This is a genomic window from Robbsia betulipollinis, from assembly GCF_026624755.1.
Classification (GTDB): Bacteria; Pseudomonadota; Gammaproteobacteria; order Burkholderiales; family Burkholderiaceae; genus Robbsia; species Robbsia betulipollinis.
Genome location: NZ_JAPMXC010000001.1, coordinates 1,249,052 through 1,264,965, shown reverse-complemented (window position 1 = coordinate 1,264,965; position 15,914 = coordinate 1,249,052). Strand labels below are relative to the sequence as shown.

Below are 15,914 nucleotides of genomic sequence, written 5' to 3'. Positions count from 1 at the left end.
CCGTTCATTGCCAGGGGCCTGGAAAAGCATGTTGCCATCAGGATTTTTCAAGATCGCGGTCGGGTTATGTGTGGCCGCCCTCGTCACCATCGACACGGCGCATGCGGCCGACGCCGATGCGGTGACCGTTCCGGAACAAAGCGCGGACTTCACCGCGCGTGATTTCCACTTTTCCGAGGGCACGACGCTGCCGGAAGTGCGGATTCACTACGTGACCATCGGTACACCGCGGCGCGACGCGCAGGGGCGCGTCGACAATGCGGTGTTGTTGATGCACGGGACGACGGGCACCAGCAAGGAGTTTTTGACGCCTCTCATGCGCCGCGAGCTTTTTGCCCCGGGTCAACCGCTCGACGCGCAACGCTATTTCATCGTGATCCCGGATGGCCTGGGCCGCGGCGGTTCCAGCAAGCCCAGCGATGGCATGGGCATTCGCTTCCCGCGCTACGGTTATAACGACGTGATCGAAGCCAATCATCAGCTGCTGGAGGATGGCCTGCACATCACGCATTTACGTCTGGTGCTCGGCGTCTCGATGGGCGGCATGCAAACGTGGATGTGGGGCGAACGTTATCCCGATATGGCCGACGCGTTGATGCCCGTGGTCAGTCAGCCGATCCCCATCGCCGGGCGCAACTGGCTCTGGCGACAGATGGTGGTCGGCGCAATCCGCAACGATCCTGGCTGGCAGGGCGGTGACTACACGACCGCGCCGGTTCAATGGCTGCGCGTCATGCCGATCTTCGCCGTACTCACCGTCAACCCCACGCAGTTGCAGGCCCAGGCGCCCACCCGTGAGGCGGCTACCCATCTCTACGACAGTTTGGTGAAGGAGGGCGGCAAGAACGACGCGAACGATGTGCTGTACTGGTTCGAATCCTCGTGGGATTACAACCCGACGGCGCGCCTGAACCAGATTCGCGCGAAGCTGCTGGCCGTCAATTTTGCCGACGATCTGCTCAATGCGACCGATCTCGGCGTGATGCAGCGGCTGATCCCCTCCGTACCGCACGGCCGTTACGTCGAAGTACCCGAGACGGCCGGGCACTCTTTCGGACATCAGACGCAGACGCATCCCGAGGCATGGAAACAGTATCTGATTCAATTGCTCGCCGAGCATTGAGTCGACGAGGCATGGTGCGTTGCAGACGTTTCGCGGGTCTCCATCACGGAGGTCCGCGAAACGTCGTACCTTTGATTTGCGAACGAAAACCGAGAGGAATTTGCATGAAAACAGCACGGCACTTGATTATGGGGATGTTACTCACGGCATCGGCATCGGTCTGCCTTTCCCAGACCGTGGGCGTGACGCGCACGGAGGTTTTGAAGTCCGACATCTCGGTGCCCGGTCGCGAGGCGGTCGTCTCGCGCGTCACCGTGCTGCCGGGCGGCAAATTGGGCTGGCATACCCATCCGGGCGACGAAATAGCCTATGTCGAGTCGGGCGCGCTGAAGGTGCTGGTGGCGGGAAATCCTGAACGGGAGGTGGCGTCGGGCGGCAGCTTCGTCGTGCCCGCCGGCGCGATACATGGCGTGCGCAACGATGGCAACGTTCCCGTCCAGCTTGTCACCGTGCACGTTGTCCGCAAAGGGGAGCCGCTGGCCACGCCCGCTGTCCCTCCGACGCAGTAACGGCAGTCGCCCGCGAACGGTTCACAAGCTGCGCGACTGATCAAGGGGAACGAGCCGCATGGCCTTCCCGCCCAATTTCGGCGCCAGCCTCTGCTGGACTGCGACGATGGCCGGAAGCGGGCGCCATGCCACCGTCATGCTATCCACCAGGCCTGCATCGTTCAGATGCATATGATCCATGCCGTCGATGACGTGGTCGCCGAGTCTGATCGTGAAAACGGCGACGAAATCGGCGCCGTCGCGCAGGAGCAGCCTGGGTTCGAAGGCCTCCACCAGGCCGAGAAGATGATGCAGAACCTCGCCGACCCGCGCTTTCCCTTCGAAAGGAGCAGGCACGATCGGGCTTCTGAGGACGACGTTATCCGCCATATGCGCCTTGGTTCCTTCGACATCGCGCCGGCCCATGGCGTCGAGGTAGGCATTGAGGTGTTCTGTGCTGATCATGCGCGTTCTCTCCTGGCCGGACCGTCTGCCCAGCCTTGCGTTGCGTTGGCGGAACGCCAGGCGTTCCGGGCGATTGCTCGCGTGAATCCCGAATCCGGATAAGCAGCGCGCAGATGTGAGCGCCGGTTTGCCGGCCGTTGATGGGCAGCGACCAGTCGTCATCCTAATGCCCTCCGCCGGTTATGATTACCACGGTCCAGGTTCATCCCAGCCAGGACAAAAATGTCATGAATGGCCGTCGAGAGGTGACTGTGGAGCATTTCGGGGCATTGGGCGGTCTGGAAGTCTTCGTTCAGACGGCGCGCACGCAGAGCTTCGCCGCCGCTGGCCGTGCGTTGGGGATTTCCGCTTCGGCAGTGAGCAAAAGCGTTTCCAGACTGGAAGAACGCGTTGGGGTACGGCTGTTTCAACGCAGTACCCGCGCGGTGCGCCTGACCTCTGAAGGCGACGTTTTCCTGGAAAGGTGCAAGCGCATCCTGGGTGAGGTTCAGGCCGCGGAAGACGACTTGAGCGCCATGACCGCGCACCCCCGAGGCAGGCTGAGGGTGGGATTGTCGCTATCGGCGGGGCTGGCGCTGCCGGTGCTGTCGGCGTTCATGGCACACTATCCGGAAATCGAACTGGATCTCGATTTCACCGACCGCCTGGTGGATCTGATCGATGAAGGATTCGATGTGCTGATTCGTGGCAGCGCGCTCAATGACTCGCGCCTTGTATCGCGCGCGCTCGGTCGCTATCGCGGCTGTCTGGTGGCGTCTCCCGCTTACCTGGAGAAAAAGGGCACGCCGACGAAACCGGCGGACCTCCTGAGCCATGCGTGTCTGCACTATCGTTGGTCGACCACGGGGAAACTCTACCGATGGCCGCTGTCACATGCGACTACCGGTGCGTCCGGTTTGGCACTGCCTACTACCCTGGTGTGTACCAGCCTCGATGCGCTGCTGCATATGGCGCTGGCGGGACGCGGGGTGACCTGTGTGCCCGATTTTTCCGTGAGGCACGCGGTGGCGGATGGCCGCCTGAAGACGTTTATGGACAATTATTTGACGGACTCGAATACTTTCCACGTGGTGTGGGCCAGCAATCGGCAATTGCCGCCGAAAGTGCGGGTGTTCGTGGATTTCATGATCGCGCATTTCAGTGCGCATCTGGTCACCAAATCGGAAAAGAAGAAACGCGCGTGAGTGCCGGCGTTGCAGCGATATCTCGTCGAATCCAATGTGAACCCTAACGAATGAATCTCGCAAAAACCCTGGTGATCGGAAACTCGGGGTCGGGAAAGAGCTGGCTCGCAGAGCGATTGGCCGTTTTGCAAGGTGGCACGTGGATCGATCTCGACCTGTTCAATTGGGAGTCCGGGGGATATGACCTGGCCCGGAAGCGAGAAGACGTGATCGCGATGGCGCGCGCGGCTGCTGACGCGGAGCGCTGGGTGATCGAGGGCATCTACGGTTGGATCGTGTCCGAGATTCTTCCCGCCGCCACCGCGCTGGTCTGGCTCGGCATCGACGAGTCCGAATGTGTCGCAAACGTTCAACGACGCGGCATGCGGCGCGGCGCGTCAGCGCAATCTTTCGAGTCATTATTGGAATGGGCGAAGACGTACCGGTCGCGTAGCGGATCGAGTTCGTACTCTGCCCATGCGGCGATATTCCATACCTTCACGCGTGACAAGGTACGTTTGACCACCACCGACCAGGTCACGGCATTCGCCCGTGATGCCGCGCGACCGCATCGGGTCGAACACGGCCGCTGACCGGGATCCTCCCTCCCGGACCTGTTCGACATCTCGCGTGCGGCAAGCGCGAACGCCTCCCGACCCCGCTGGAATCGGCCGCACCCCGACGCCTATCGAAATCTTTACGGTTTCTTGATGACGCCGCCCCGATTCTTGTCAAGAAATTGATACGCGTTCGGATACGCTTCGATCCAGTCAAATGGGTTCCCGAGGTCGAAGAAAAAATGGACGTGTTCTATCTCGCCGGCATCGCCGGTTTCTGCGCGTTGAGCGCCTTGCTGATCATTGCCTGCGACAGGCTGCGCCGCGCCCCCGGGGGCCGGCCATGATCACGTGGACGGTATGGCTGGCCGGCGCGTCGTCGTTGCTGTTGTTCGTCTATCTCGTCTACGCACTGCTCAAGGCAGAGGATCTGGAATGAACGCGCCTACCTTGCTGCAGCCGCTTCTGGTCATCGCGGTCCTGCTCGTGCTCGCCTTTCCGCTGGGACGGTACATGACATCCGTTTTCGACGGGTCCGCCTGGGCGGTCCGCCGGCTGGGCCGCCCGCTCGAAAGCGGGCTCTACAAGCTCGCCGGCGTGGACCCCGACGCGGAAATGTCGTGGCGGCGTTACGGGTTCTCGCTGCTGCTCTTCAGCGGGTTGGGAACGGTGTTCCTCTACGCGATTCTGCGCCTGCAACAATGGCTGCCGCTGAATCCCCAGGCAATGGCGGCGATGACGCCCGACGCCGCGTTCAACACGGCGGTGAGCTTCGTCACCAATACGAACTGGCAGGAATACGGCGGCGAAGGCACGCTCGGCTATTTCGCGCAGATGGTCGGGCTGACCGTGCAGAATTTCCTGTCGGCGGCAACCGGCATCGCGGTGGCGGTCGCGTTGATCCGGGGTTTCGCGCGGCACGGCGCGGCGACGATCGGCAACTTCTGGGTCGACCTTACGCGCATCACCCTGTACGTGCTGGCGCCGCTCGCGGTGGGGGTGGCGCTCGTGCTGGCGAGCCAGGGCGTGATCCAGACCTTCGCGCCGTCGCGGGAGGTGGCGACGCTGCAAACCACAACCTATCAGACGCCGAAACTGGACGCGGCGGGCAACCCGCTGAAGGATGCGCAAGGCACTCCGGTGATGCAGGACGGCAAGGCCGACCGGCAGACGCTCGCGCTCGGCCCCGTGGCCTCCCAGGAAGCGATCAAGCTGGTCGGCACCAATGGCGGCGGATTCTTCAACGCCAATTCCGCGCATCCCTTCGAAAACCCCACGCCGCTCAGCAATGTCGTCCAGGTGCTGGCGATGCTGCTGATTCCCGCGGCGCTGTGCGTGGTGTTCGGCGAGATGGTCGGCGACCGGCGGCAGGGCAAGGCGTTGCTGGCGGCGATGACGATCGCGTTCGCGGTGGGGGTGGGCGCCGAACTGGCGTTCGAACAGTCGGGCAACCCGGTGTTCGCGACGCTGCATGTCGATCAGGACGCGGGCGCGCTGCAAGCGGGCGGCAATGCGGAGGGCAAGGAAACGCGCTTCGGCATCGCGCAGTCGGCGCTCTTCACGGTGACGACCACGGCAACGTCCAGCGGCGCCACCGATGCGGCGCACGATTCGCTGACGCCGCTGGGCGGCCTGGTGCCGATGCTGTTCATGCAGCTGGGGGAGATGATCTTCGGCGGCGTGGGGTCGGGGCTTTACAGCATGCTCGCCTTCGCGGTGCTGGCGGTGTTCATCGCCGGTTTGATGATCGGCCGCACGCCGGAGTATCTCGGCAAGAAGATCGAGGCCTATGAAATGAAGATGGTGGCAGTGGCGGTCCTGCTCACGCCGTTCCTGGTGTTGATCGGGACGGCCATCGCCGTCATGTCGCGCGCCGGCGCGGCCGGGATCCTGAACCCGGGCGCGCACGGTTTCTCCGAGGTGCTGTACGCGTTCTCGTCGGCCGCCAACAACAATGGCAGCGCCTTTGCGGGACTGACGGTCAATACGCCGTTCTACAACGTCCTGCTGGGCATTGCGATGTGGCTGGGACGCTTTGTCTGGATCGTGCCGGTGCTGGCGATCGCGGGGGCGCTGGCGGGCAAGAAGCGGCTGGCGCAGACCGCCGGGACCCTGCCGACCCATGGCCCGCTGTTCGTCACGCTGCTGCTGGGCACGATCGTGCTGGTGGGCGCGCTGACCTATGTTCCCGCGCTCGCGCTCGGCCCGGTGGTCGAGCACCTGACGATGCGTGCGACTCCCCAGGCCCGCGACCCCCTGAGCCCGCGACTCGATAAGCCCGCGACTCGATAAGCCCGCCACCCCATAAGCCTCTTTCCGACCAAGGAAAAACGATGACGTCGATCATCCAGAAAACGGCGGCAGCGGCCGCCGCGCCCGGCAGCGCGAGCGCGCCCGGCGGTCCCCCGGATCCGGAGCGCAACGGCGTGCCGCGCTCGGCCACGCGTGCGATGTTCGATCCCGCCCTGCTCAGGCCCGCCTGCATCGAGGCATTGCGCAAGCTCGCACCGCGTACCCAGTTGCGCAACCCGGTGATGTTCTGCGTCTACGTGGGCAGCCTCCTTACCACGGTGCTGTGGCTGGCCGCGTTGACCGGCGTCGCGGCGGCGCCCGCGGGTTTCATCCTGGCCATCACGCTCTGGCTCTGGTTCACGGTGCTGTTCGCGAATTTCGCCGAGGCGCTGGCGGAGGGCCGCTCGAAGGCGCAGGCGGCATCGCTGCGCCACGCCAAGCGCGATGTGATGGCGCGCAAGTTGAGCACGCCGCCGGCGCAGCCCTTCGTGCACGCGCAGGCCGCCATCGCCCTGACGAACGCTGCCGCGCTGCGCAAGGGAGATGCGGTGCTGATCCAGGCGGGCGATACCGTGCCCGCCGACGGCGACGTGATCGACGGTGTCGCGGCGGTCGATGAATCCGCCATCACCGGCGAATCCGCGCCGGTGATCCGGGAGTCGGGCGGCGATTTCTGCGCGGTGACGGGCGGCACGCGTGTGTTGTCGGACTGGATCGTGGTGCGCGTCACGGTCAACCCGGGCGAGGCGTTTCTGGACCGGATGATCGCGATGGTCGAGGGCGCCAGGCGCCAGAAAACGCCCAACGAGATCGCGCTGACGATCCTGCTGGTGGCGCTGACGCTGGTGCTGCTGTTCGCGACGGCGACGCTGCTGCCGTTCTCGATGTTCGCCGTCGAGATCGCGAAAGCCGGACAGGTCGTCAGCATCACCGCGCTGGTGGCGTTGCTGGTGTGCCTGATTCCCACCACGATCGGCGGCCTGATGTCGGCGATCGGCGTCGCCGGCATGAGCCGGATGCTGCAGGCCAACGTCATCGCCACGTCGGGGCGCGCGGTGGAAGCGGCGGGCGACGTCGACGTGCTGCTGCTCGACAAGACCGGCACCATCACCCTGGGCAACCGGCAGGCGTCGTCGTTCGCGCCGGCGCCGGGGATCGGCGAGGAGACGCTCGCGGACGCGGCGCAATTGGCGTCGCTGGCCGACGAGACGCCCGAGGGGCGCAGTATCGTGGTGCTGGCCAAGCAGCGCTTCAATCTGCGCGAGCGCGACATGACGCAGTTGCAGGCCACGTTCATCGGCTTCAGCGCGCAGACCCGAATGAGCGGCGTGGACCTTCCCGAGCGGGAGATTCGCAAGGGTGCGGCGAGCGCGATGCGGCAATATGTCGAGGCGCACGGTGGCCACTATCCGGAGGGCGTACGCACGACCGTGGACGAGATGTCGCGTCGCGGCAGCACGCCGCTGGTGGTCGCCGAGCGGCGCGACGGGTCGGCCCGCGTCGTCGGCGTCATCGAGTTGAAGGATATCGTCAAGGGCGGCATCAAGGAACGGTTCGCGGAATTGCGCAGGATGGGCATCGAGACCGTGATGATCACCGGCGACAACCGGCTCACGGCGGCGGCCATCGCCGCGGAGGCGGGCGTCGACGATTTTCTCGCGGAAGCCACGCCGGAGGCCAAGCTGGCGATGATCCGTGCGCATCAGGCAGAGGGGCGGCTGGTGGCGATGACCGGCGACGGCACCAACGACGCGCCCGCGCTGGCCCAGGCCGATGTCGCGGTGGCCATGAACACCGGCACGCAGGCCGCGAAGGAGGCCGGCAATATGGTCGACCTGGATTCGAACCCGACCAAACTGATCGAGATCGTCGAGATCGGCAAGCAGATGCTGATGACGCGCGGCTCGCTCACGACGTTCTCGATCGCCAACGATGTCGCCAAATACTTCGCGATCATTCCCGCGGCCTTCGCGACCACCTATCCGCAGTTGCGGGCGCTCGACATCATGCATCTGCACTCACCGTCGTCGGCGATCCTCTCGGCGGTGATCTTCAATGCCCTGATCATCGTCGTGCTGATCCCGCTCGCGCTCAAGGGCGTGACGTACCGGCCACTGGGCGCCGCCGCGCTGCTGCGCCGCAATCTAGTGCTCTATGGCGTGGGAGGGCTGTTGATCCCGTTTCCCGGTATCAAGCTGATCGACATGCTCATGACCGCGTGCGGCTGGGCATGAAACGCACGTCCAGGCATGCCCTCGGTCACGCCCCCAGGCACGTGCACCCCGTCCCGATGTTTTCCCCCGTCTTCCCCGGATTCCGACAATGAAAAACACACTTCGTCCCGTACTGGTTCTCTTCGCCGCCCTCGTCGGCGTGACGGGAGTGGCCTACCCGGCGTTCGTCACCGCGTTCGCCCGGGTCGCGTTCCCCGACCAGGCCGGCGGCAGTCTGATCACGCGGCAGGGCAAGGTGGTCGGTTCCCGGCTCATCGGTCAGCAGTTCGACGCGCCGTATTATTTCTGGGGACGGCTGTCGGCGACGGCGCCGAACCCGTACAATGCGAGCGCGTCGGGCGGTTCGAACCTGGGTCCGACCAACCCGGCGCTGGTCGACGCGATCAAGGGCCGGATCGCCGCGCTGCGCGCCGCCGATTCACGCGACGCCGCGCCCGGTCGGGCCGGACCGGGCCAGGCCGACCCAGCGCCGATACCCGTGGACCTGGTGACGTCGTCGGCCAGCGGCCTGGATCCCGAAATCAGCCCGGCCGCGGCCCTTTACCAGATGCCGCGCGTGGCCCGGGCACGCGGTCTGGCGCCGGAGCGGGTCCGCGCGCTGATCGCCGAGCAGACCCAGGGCCGGCAGTTGGGGGTGCTCGGCGAGCCGCGCGTGAACGTATTGGCACTGAACCTCGCGCTCGATGCCGCCCAGCCCGGCTTCCGAGCCGCCTCGCCACCTGATTCCCTGCCAGGTCATTGATGGAACGGCCCGACCCCGACGCACTGCTCGATCGCCTCCAGCGCGACGAAGAGAAACGCCGGCGCGGGCGGCTCAAGGTGTTCTTCGGCGCGTCGGCCGGCGTCGGCAAGACTTTCGCGATGCTGCAGGCGGGCCGCCGTCGTGTGCAGGAGGGCGAGGACGTCGTCATCGGCGTGGTCGAGACGCATGGCCGCGAGGAAACGCGCGCGCTGCTGGACGGCCTGGAAACCGTGCCGCTGCGGGACGTGGTCCACCGCGGCCGGGCCTTCCCCGAATTCGACCTGGACGCGGCGCTGGCGCGGCGGCCCGGCCTGATCCTGATGGACGAACTCGCGCATTCGAACGTCGCCGGCACGCGGCACGCCAAGCGCTGGCAGGACGTGCACGAATTGCTGGACGCGGGCATCGATGTGCATACGACGGTCAACGTCCAGCACCTCGAAAGCCTGAACGACATCGTCGGCCAGATCACCGGCGTGCGCGTACGCGAGACCGTACCGGACCGCGTCTTCGATCTAGCCGACGAAGTCTCGCTGATCGATCTGTCCGCGGAGGAGTTGCTCGAACGGCTGCGGGACGGCAAGGTCTATCTGCCGCAGCAGGCCGCGCGGGCGGTCGATCACTTCTTCCGCAAGGGCAACCTGATCGCGCTGCGCGAACTCGCGCTGCGGCGTACTGCCGATCGCGTCGATGCGCAGATGCGCGAATACCGGGCGGACCGATCCATCGAGCGCCTCTGGCAGGCACGCGAGCGGCTGGTCGTCTGTATCGGTCCGGGCACGGAGAGCGCGATGCTCGTGCGGTCCGCGTCCCGGCTGGCGGCCAGTCTGAAGGCGGACTGGCTGGCGGTCTATGTGGAGACCCCGGCGCTGCAGCGCCTGCCGGACGCATTGCGCAAACGCACGCTCGACGCGCTGAAGCTCGCCGCCGAACTCGGGGCCGAGACCGTCACGCTGGAAGGCGCGGACGCGGCCGCGACGCTCGTCGCCTATGCGCGCATGCGCAATGTCTCGCGACTGGTCGCGGGAAAACCGACGCGCCGCCGCTGGGCGAGGCTGCTCAAACCGCCCTTCGCCGACCAGCTGGCGGCGGTGGCGGGCGACTTCGATCTGACCTCGATCGCCGATCCGCGTGCCGATGGCGTGCCGCGTCCCGCCCAACGCCCGACCCTGTTCGCCACCGTCGCGGCGGGCGAGCCGCGTCCCGGATGGCGGGCCTACGCCGCCGCCAGCCTGATCGCCGCGGCGGTGTCGGCGCTCGCCGGGGCCGTCTCGGATCACATGGATCTGGCGAACCTCGTGATGCTGTATTTGCTGGGCGTCGTCTTCGCCGCGTTTCGTCTGGGGCGTGGGCCGGGCGTCTATCTGTCGTTCCTGAGCGTGGCGGCGTTCGATTTCTTTTTCGTCCAGCCGCGCATGTCGTTCGCCATCTCCGATACGCAATACCTGCTGACGTTCGCCGTGATGCTGATCACCTCGCTGAGCATCAGTCACCTGACCTCGCGCCTGCGGCATCAGGCGCGCGGCGCCTCCCGGCGCGAGCGCCGGACCGCGGCGATGTACGCGATGGTGCGCGAACTGGGCGCGGCGCTCACCGACGCGCAGATCATCGAGATCGCCACGCGTCACATCAGCGAAGTGTTCGGCGCGCGCATGGCCATCCTCCTGCCCGACAGCGCGGAGCGGGTCCGGCCGAAGCTCGAGGAACCGGACCCCGCGACGGCGTTGCCGCCGGACGCCTTGCGTCCGGACGTTGCGCAATGGGTGTACGACAAGCAACAGGCCGCGGGCTTCGGTACCGACACGCTGCCCGCCAGCGCGGCGTATTATCTGCCGCTCAAGGCGCCGATGCGCACGCGCGGGGTGCTGGCGCTGATCACCGCGCGCCCGGACGAACTGGCGCTGCCCGAACAGCAACGGCTGATCGATACCTTCGCCGCGCAGATCGCGCTGGCGCTCGAACGGGTGCACTACGTGGAAATCTCCCGGGACGCGCTGGTCGGCATGGAGTCGGAGCGTCTGCGCAATGCCCTGCTGGCGACGATTTCCCATGACCTGCGCACGCCGCTCACGGGTATCGTCGGACTGGCGGCGGTGCTGTCCGGGGGGCTTCAGCGGGCGGACGTGCCCGGCGCGCAATCGGTGGAACTGGCGGAGGCGATCCATGACGAAGCGCTGCACATGGTGAGTTTGGTGAACAATCTGCTGGACATGGCGCGTCTGCAGGCGGGGGGCGTGCGGCTGGACCGGCAGTGGTCGATGCTCGAAGAAGTGGTGGGCGCCGCGCTGGCGGTGTGCCGCCGCGTGCTGGGTTCCCGCGCGGTCACGGTGCGCATGCCCACGGACCTGCCGCTCGTGAAACTCGATGCGGTGCTGATGGAACGCCTGCTGGTCAATGTGCTGGAGAACGCCTGCAAATACGCGCATCCCGGCACGGCGCTCGCGATCGATGCCGCAACGGTCCGGGAACCGGACGGGACGTTCCTGAAAATCACGATCGACGATCTGGGCCCGGGCCTGACGCCCGGCTCGGAGGCGGCGATTTTCGAGAAATTCGCGCGCGGCGAGAAGGAATCCGCACAGCCGGGCGTGGGCCTCGGGCTGGCCATCTGCCGTGCGATCATCGAAGCGCACGGCGGGCGGATCGGCGCGCGCAACCGGCGGGATGGCGGGGGACAGGTCGTCGGCGCGAGTTTCTGGTTGACGTTGCCCGCGAACGAAGCGCCGCCCGAAGGCGCGCCGCCGGAAATGCCGGAAGACGACCCCCAACCGCCCACGCTCGACCACGCACCATGACCAAGCCATCCATCTCCGTCGTTCTGATCGAGGACGACAAGCAGATTCGGCGTTTCGTCCGCACCGAACTCGCCTTGCGCGACATGACCGTCACCGAGGCGACGACCGGCCGGGAGGGCCTGCAGGCCGCCGCGACGCGCAAGCCGGACCTGCTGATTGTCGATCTGGGACTGCCCGATATCGACGGCCTCGACGTCATTCGCCAGATACGCACCTGGGCCGACATGCCGCTGATCGTCCTCTCCGCGCGCAGCCGGGAGGCCGAGAAGGTTGCCGCGTTCGAGGCCGGCGCCGACGATTACCTGACCAAGCCTTTCGGCGTGGGGGAGCTCACGGCGCGCATTCACGCATTGCTGCGGCGCCGCAACCGCGTCGGCGAGGCCGGCGCCCAGCAGGTGCGCTTTGGCGAGGTCGTGCTCGATCTGGCCGCGCGCAGCGTCACCCGCGCGGGCCGGCATCTGCACCTGACGCCTGTCGAATTTCGTTTGTTGACGACGCTGGTCCGCAACGCGGGCCGCGTGATGACCCACGGCCAGTTGTTGACGCAGGTGTGGGGACCGGCGCACGCGGAGGACACGCATTACCTGCGCGTGTACATGGGCAATCTGCGGCAAAAACTCGAACGCGACCCCGCGCAGCCGGCGCACCTGGTGACCGAGACCGGTGTCGGTTATCGGCTGGCCGGCGTCGAATAGTCCACGCGAGGGCGCCGGATCGTCGAACTTTCGAGATGGAGGTTGCCGGCCCGGCCCGTGTGGCGTCGTGCGCAAGCCACGATATGGCCACCGCTCGGCCGGCCGGCGAAAAAATAAGATGAAACAATTTAATTTGACATTTTACACTGGCTCCCAGGAGATCCAGCGTAACGTCTGGCTTTCCCTGGCGCCCGTCATCTTCTTTGAAAGGAAGCGAACCATGAACAAACGCTGGGTTGTGTCGATGTTCGCTTTCCTTGCCGGCGCCAGCACGCTGGCGCACGCGGATGGGCAGGCCGAAGACTACGATCATGGCGAAACGGCGGTCGCGCGCACGCTGTCACCCAATGAATACCTGGTCAACGCGGACGGCATTCAGGAGGATCCGAAGCATCGGATGACCGATGTCGCCCGAGCCTATCGCAACGGCCTGATCGCGGGGCGCAAGGAGGCCGAGGCGAAACAACGCGTGGCGGAACTTCCGCCGCTGCCCGCGCAGACGCGTGTCGCCGAGGTCGACGTCGATCCGAGACGCGTGGCGCCTCCCCCCGCCGCGTACGTCGATCCGCGTGCGGCACCCGGGCAGCGGTATGCCGGGTATGCGGTCGCGCAACCCGTGCGATCGCCGCCGATGCAATACGTCGCGCAGCAGAACGTCTACGCGGGCGCGCCGCCTTACGCGGCGGATCCAGAGGAGGACGTCGAAGCCTATGCGCCGCCGCCTCCGGTCTATGTGCGGCCCGCGCGTTACGTCTACGTTCGGCCGGCGCCGCGCGTCTGGATGCCGGCGCCGCCGCCGCCGATGGACTACTCGGGGCGCGGCTATGGCCCGGTCGAGTCCGTCGAAAGCCCTTACGCGTATCGGGCCTACTGAGCGCGTTTCACGTGACCAGCCGCGCCGCCAGATAGCGTGCGAAATCGTAATTCGGCCGCTCGAGATGGCTCAGATGCCCGGGGCGCGCCAGAGGCGCCTGCACGCCGCGAAACACCGCCTCCACCCCGCGCCTGTCTTCGGCGTTCACGTCGTCGAGCAGCGTCTTCAGCGCGCGCATATGGTCCGCCGCTTGCGGGTCCGCGATGAACTCGGGCGCCAGTCCTCCGCCAAAGCGAATGTGGACGCGGTCGGTCCCGACGGGCTGCAATACGAGATACCAGAAATAACCCGGCGTCAGCGTGATGAAGTGGGATGGGTAGACCGCGAGCAACGCCGTCGTCCTGCGCCAGTGCCCTGCCAGACGGGTGTTGTCGGGATGCGCGTTGCCGATAGGCAGCGACGCTTCCTTGGTGATCCAGTGGTAGTTGAACGCCGGCAATCCAGGCGGACATTCCATTTCCTCGAGTTTCGAATGCGGACCGACGGTCGCGCGATGCAGCATGGGCAGGTGGTAGCTCTCCATGAAGTTTTCGGCGAGCAGCTTCCAGTTGGTGTTCCACGTATGTTCTTCGTAAAACGTCTCCACGTAGGACGCCATGCCGTAGTCGTCGATCAAGGCCGAGAGCTCGGCCAGTTGCTGCGCGACCGCCGGTGCGTCTTCGTTCAAGGTCACATAGACCCACCCCTGCCAGACTTCCGTGCGGATTTGCGGCAGCCGGTAGTGCGCTTTGCAAAACCCTGCCTGGCGCTCCATCAGCGGTGCGGCGCGCAACGCGCCATCGAGCGCATAGTTCCACGCGTGATAGGGGCACACGATGCGCCGGACATTGCCGCGGCCTTCCAGCAGGACAGACATACGGTGCAGGCAGACGTTCGACATGGCGCGGATCGACCGATCCTCGCCGCGCAATACGACGATCGGCTGATCGGCGATGGTCGTCGTCAGATAGTCTCCGGCATTCGGCAGCGCGCTCGCCCGGCCCACGCAAAGCCATTCCTTTTTAAAGATTCGTTCCTGCTCGAGCGCCAGGAATCCCGCGGAGGTGTACACGCCGGGGGGCATGGCCAGCGCATCGTCGAAGGGGCGTTCGCAGTTCGCCTGGAGGTTGCGTACGATGTCCTGGGTGTCTTGGGGCAAAGCGGAAGCCACTGTCATCGCTGTTCCTTGTCAAAGGCCCGTTGTCGAAGAAAAGGGTGGGGCAGAGTCGATTCGACGGATGCGCGTTTCGACTCAAGGTTTCCCGTAGGACAGGTACGCGTTCTGCAGGGTGATATGGTCGGCGATGAATTTCGCATCGTGCCAGACCCCGTAAATGAAAGAAGACGCCCGGTTGACCAGGTTTGGCAAACCGAGAAAATAGATGCCGCTTTCCGCCGAGATACCGCGTTTATGAAACGGTTCGCCGCGCGCGTCGAACGCGTTCACGTGCAGCCAGCTGAAATCGAACTGGAAGCCGGTCGCCCAGAGAATCGTGGCGATGCCGGCTTCCTCCAGATCCAGAGCGAGAATCGGATCTGTAAGACAGTCGGGATCGGGCAGCAGCGTCCAGGCGTCGGGCTCCGGCGGAAACGGCAGCCCATTTCGCGCGATATAGGCGTCCGCCTCGCGCAGCACGTCGAAGTATGCCCGGTCTCCTTCGGCGACATTGGCGGCCAGGCCGGGCGCGAACGTCATGACCCCGTCGTGGCAGGCCTGCGTCAGGCCCACCAGGGTGATCCCCGCCTGTGCCAGGCGGCGAAAGTCGATGGTCTTGCCCCCGTCGTAGCCGCTGACGGCGAAGGCGACGTGCTTCTTCTTCGGCGTGATCCTGACTTCGTCCCACAGGCCCAGCGCCCCCAGCCACCAGCAGTAATCGCGACCGCGATACGCGCGGGGAGGGCGGTAATGCTCGCCGACGGACAGGTACACCGTTTTCCCCGCCCGGCACAATTCCTCGGCGATCTGCGAGCCCGAGGCGCCCGCGCCGACCACCAGTACGGCGCCTGCGGCGAGCTGTCCCGGATGTTTGTACGCCGACGAGTGGAGCTGTTCCACCCGGATATGGCCGGCAACGATGCCCGGGATCGCCGGCGTATGAAAGGGGCCGGTGGCCGCCACGACGTTGGCTGCGTGGATGACCCCGGCCGACGTCGTCACCGCGAAACCCCGGCGCCCCGCCAGACGTTCCACGCGCTGCACGTCCACGCCCGTGCGAACCGGTGCCTTCAGCATCTCGGCATAGCCCTCGAAGTAGGCGGCCATGCGTTCCTTCGCCGGAAAGCTGTCGGGCGACATGTCGTCGAATTGCATGCCGGGAAAGCGGTCGTGCCACGCGGGGCCGTTCGCTACCAGGGAATCCCAGCGCTCGGAGCGCCAGCGTTCCGCGATGCGGTGGCGTTCCAGCACGATATGCGGAACGTCCATGAGCGAGAGATGCTCGCTCATCGCGATACCCGCCTGACCGGCGCCGACGACCAGGGTGTTGATTTCTTCTACTGACATAGGC

14 protein-coding genes are annotated in these 15,914 nt (G+C 65.8%); 11 read left to right on the top strand and 3 right to left on the bottom strand.

All coding sequences use genetic code 11. From position 1 onward, the window contains the following. Positions 1–28 precede the first annotated feature (28 nt). Together OVY01_RS05540 and OVY01_RS05535 are read left to right on the top strand one after the other, a co-directional pair. Positions 29–1,123 carry an alpha/beta fold hydrolase gene (locus OVY01_RS05540; RefSeq protein WP_267846274.1) on the top strand — a complete coding sequence of 365 codons (1,095 nt, stop codon included), beginning with the start codon at positions 29–31 and terminating at the stop codon, positions 1,121–1,123. Positions 1,124–1,227: 104 nt separating this feature from the next. After that, positions 1,228–1,632 carry a cupin domain-containing protein gene (locus tag OVY01_RS05535; protein WP_267846273.1) on the top strand — a complete coding sequence of 135 codons (405 nt, stop codon included), beginning with the start codon at positions 1,228–1,230 and terminating at the stop codon, positions 1,630–1,632. 21 nt (positions 1,633–1,653) lie between these two features. Here the strand turns inward: OVY01_RS05535 and OVY01_RS05530 are convergent, their stop codons facing one another. Next, positions 1,654–2,076, bottom strand: coding sequence for a nuclear transport factor 2 family protein (locus OVY01_RS05530; RefSeq protein WP_267846272.1), 423 nt, complete (start codon positions 2,074–2,076; stop codon positions 1,654–1,656). 227 nt (positions 2,077–2,303) lie between these two features. Here OVY01_RS05530 and OVY01_RS05525 point away from each other — a divergent pair, with 227 nt between their 5' ends. From OVY01_RS05525 to OVY01_RS05485, 9 genes are all read left to right on the top strand, one after another. Beyond that, a complete protein-coding gene (locus OVY01_RS05525; protein WP_267846271.1) occupies positions 2,304–3,260 on the top strand; it encodes a LysR substrate-binding domain-containing protein in 957 nt (318 codons plus the stop codon). 50 nt (positions 3,261–3,310) lie between these two features. Beyond that, positions 3,311–3,832, top strand: coding sequence for a P-loop NTPase family protein (locus tag OVY01_RS05520; RefSeq protein ID WP_267846270.1), 522 nt, complete (start codon positions 3,311–3,313; stop codon positions 3,830–3,832). Between the two features lie 307 nt (positions 3,833–4,139). Continuing rightward, complete coding sequence (kdpF, locus tag OVY01_RS05515; protein WP_267846269.1) at positions 4,140–4,235, top strand: K(+)-transporting ATPase subunit F; 96 nt, start codon at positions 4,140–4,142, stop codon at positions 4,233–4,235. Next, positions 4,232–6,088, top strand: a complete 1,857-nt coding sequence (gene kdpA / locus OVY01_RS05510; protein WP_267846268.1) for a potassium-transporting ATPase subunit KdpA — start codon at positions 4,232–4,234, stop codon at positions 6,086–6,088. Before kdpF ends, kdpA begins: the two co-directional genes overlap by 4 nt. A gap of 158 nt (positions 6,089–6,246) precedes the next feature. Continuing rightward, positions 6,247–8,322 (top strand): potassium-transporting ATPase subunit KdpB, encoded by a 2,076-nt coding sequence (gene kdpB / locus OVY01_RS05505; protein WP_267847675.1) that lies wholly within the window; start codon positions 6,247–6,249, stop codon positions 8,320–8,322. Positions 8,323–8,410: 88 nt separating this feature from the next. Further along, entirely contained in the window at positions 8,411–9,064 is a 654-nt protein-coding gene (gene kdpC / locus OVY01_RS05500; RefSeq protein ID WP_267846267.1) for a potassium-transporting ATPase subunit KdpC, read from the top strand. Then, positions 9,064–11,859, top strand: a complete 2,796-nt coding sequence (locus OVY01_RS05495; RefSeq protein WP_267846266.1) for a DUF4118 domain-containing protein — start codon at positions 9,064–9,066, stop codon at positions 11,857–11,859. Before kdpC ends, OVY01_RS05495 begins: the two co-directional genes overlap by 1 nt. Continuing rightward, the gene (locus tag OVY01_RS05490; protein ID WP_267846264.1) at positions 11,856–12,554 is read left to right on the top strand and encodes a response regulator; all 699 of its coding nucleotides are present in this window, start codon (positions 11,856–11,858) and stop codon (positions 12,552–12,554) included. Before OVY01_RS05495 ends, OVY01_RS05490 begins: the two co-directional genes overlap by 4 nt. A 220-nt stretch (positions 12,555–12,774) precedes the next feature. Continuing rightward, a complete protein-coding gene (locus OVY01_RS05485; RefSeq protein WP_267846263.1) occupies positions 12,775–13,428 on the top strand; it encodes a hypothetical protein in 654 nt (217 codons plus the stop codon). 7 nt (positions 13,429–13,435) lie between these two features. Here the strand turns inward: OVY01_RS05485 and OVY01_RS05480 are convergent, their stop codons facing one another. Further along, complete coding sequence (locus tag OVY01_RS05480) at positions 13,436–14,584, bottom strand: aromatic ring-hydroxylating oxygenase subunit alpha (protein WP_267846262.1); 1,149 nt, start codon at positions 14,582–14,584, stop codon at positions 13,436–13,438. A gap of 75 nt (positions 14,585–14,659) precedes the next feature. Next, positions 14,660–15,910 (bottom strand): flavin-containing monooxygenase, encoded by a 1,251-nt coding sequence (locus OVY01_RS05475; protein WP_267846261.1) that lies wholly within the window; start codon positions 15,908–15,910, stop codon positions 14,660–14,662. Positions 15,911–15,914 lie beyond the last annotated feature (4 nt).

What these genes read in the sequence shown, in the direction of transcription:
- OVY01_RS05480 (WP_267846262.1), bottom strand. Translation starts at nt 14,584, where the DNA reads ATGACAGTGGCTTCCGCTTTGCCCCAAGACACCCAGGACATCGTACGC.
- OVY01_RS05540 (WP_267846274.1), top strand. Translation starts at nt 29, where the DNA reads ATGTTGCCATCAGGATTTTTCAAGATCGCGGTCGGGTTATGTGTGGCC.
- kdpA (WP_267846268.1), top strand. Translation starts at nt 4,232, where the DNA reads ATGAACGCGCCTACCTTGCTGCAGCCGCTTCTGGTCATCGCGGTCCTG.
- OVY01_RS05520 (WP_267846270.1), top strand. Translation starts at nt 3,311, where the DNA reads ATGAATCTCGCAAAAACCCTGGTGATCGGAAACTCGGGGTCGGGAAAG.
- OVY01_RS05485 (WP_267846263.1), top strand. Translation starts at nt 12,775, where the DNA reads ATGAACAAACGCTGGGTTGTGTCGATGTTCGCTTTCCTTGCCGGCGCC.
- kdpF (WP_267846269.1), top strand. Translation starts at nt 4,140, where the DNA reads ATGATCACGTGGACGGTATGGCTGGCCGGCGCGTCGTCGTTGCTGTTG.
- OVY01_RS05525 (WP_267846271.1), top strand. Translation starts at nt 2,304, where the DNA reads ATGAATGGCCGTCGAGAGGTGACTGTGGAGCATTTCGGGGCATTGGGC.
- OVY01_RS05495 (WP_267846266.1), top strand. Translation starts at nt 9,064, where the DNA reads ATGGAACGGCCCGACCCCGACGCACTGCTCGATCGCCTCCAGCGCGAC.
- OVY01_RS05490 (WP_267846264.1), top strand. Translation starts at nt 11,856, where the DNA reads ATGACCAAGCCATCCATCTCCGTCGTTCTGATCGAGGACGACAAGCAG.
- kdpC (WP_267846267.1), top strand. Translation starts at nt 8,411, where the DNA reads ATGAAAAACACACTTCGTCCCGTACTGGTTCTCTTCGCCGCCCTCGTC.
- kdpB (WP_267847675.1), top strand. Translation starts at nt 6,247, where the DNA reads ATGTTCGATCCCGCCCTGCTCAGGCCCGCCTGCATCGAGGCATTGCGC.
- OVY01_RS05475 (WP_267846261.1), bottom strand. Translation starts at nt 15,910, where the DNA reads ATGTCAGTAGAAGAAATCAACACCCTGGTCGTCGGCGCCGGTCAGGCG.
- OVY01_RS05530 (WP_267846272.1), bottom strand. Translation starts at nt 2,076, where the DNA reads ATGATCAGCACAGAACACCTCAATGCCTACCTCGACGCCATGGGCCGG.
- OVY01_RS05535 (WP_267846273.1), top strand. Translation starts at nt 1,228, where the DNA reads ATGAAAACAGCACGGCACTTGATTATGGGGATGTTACTCACGGCATCG.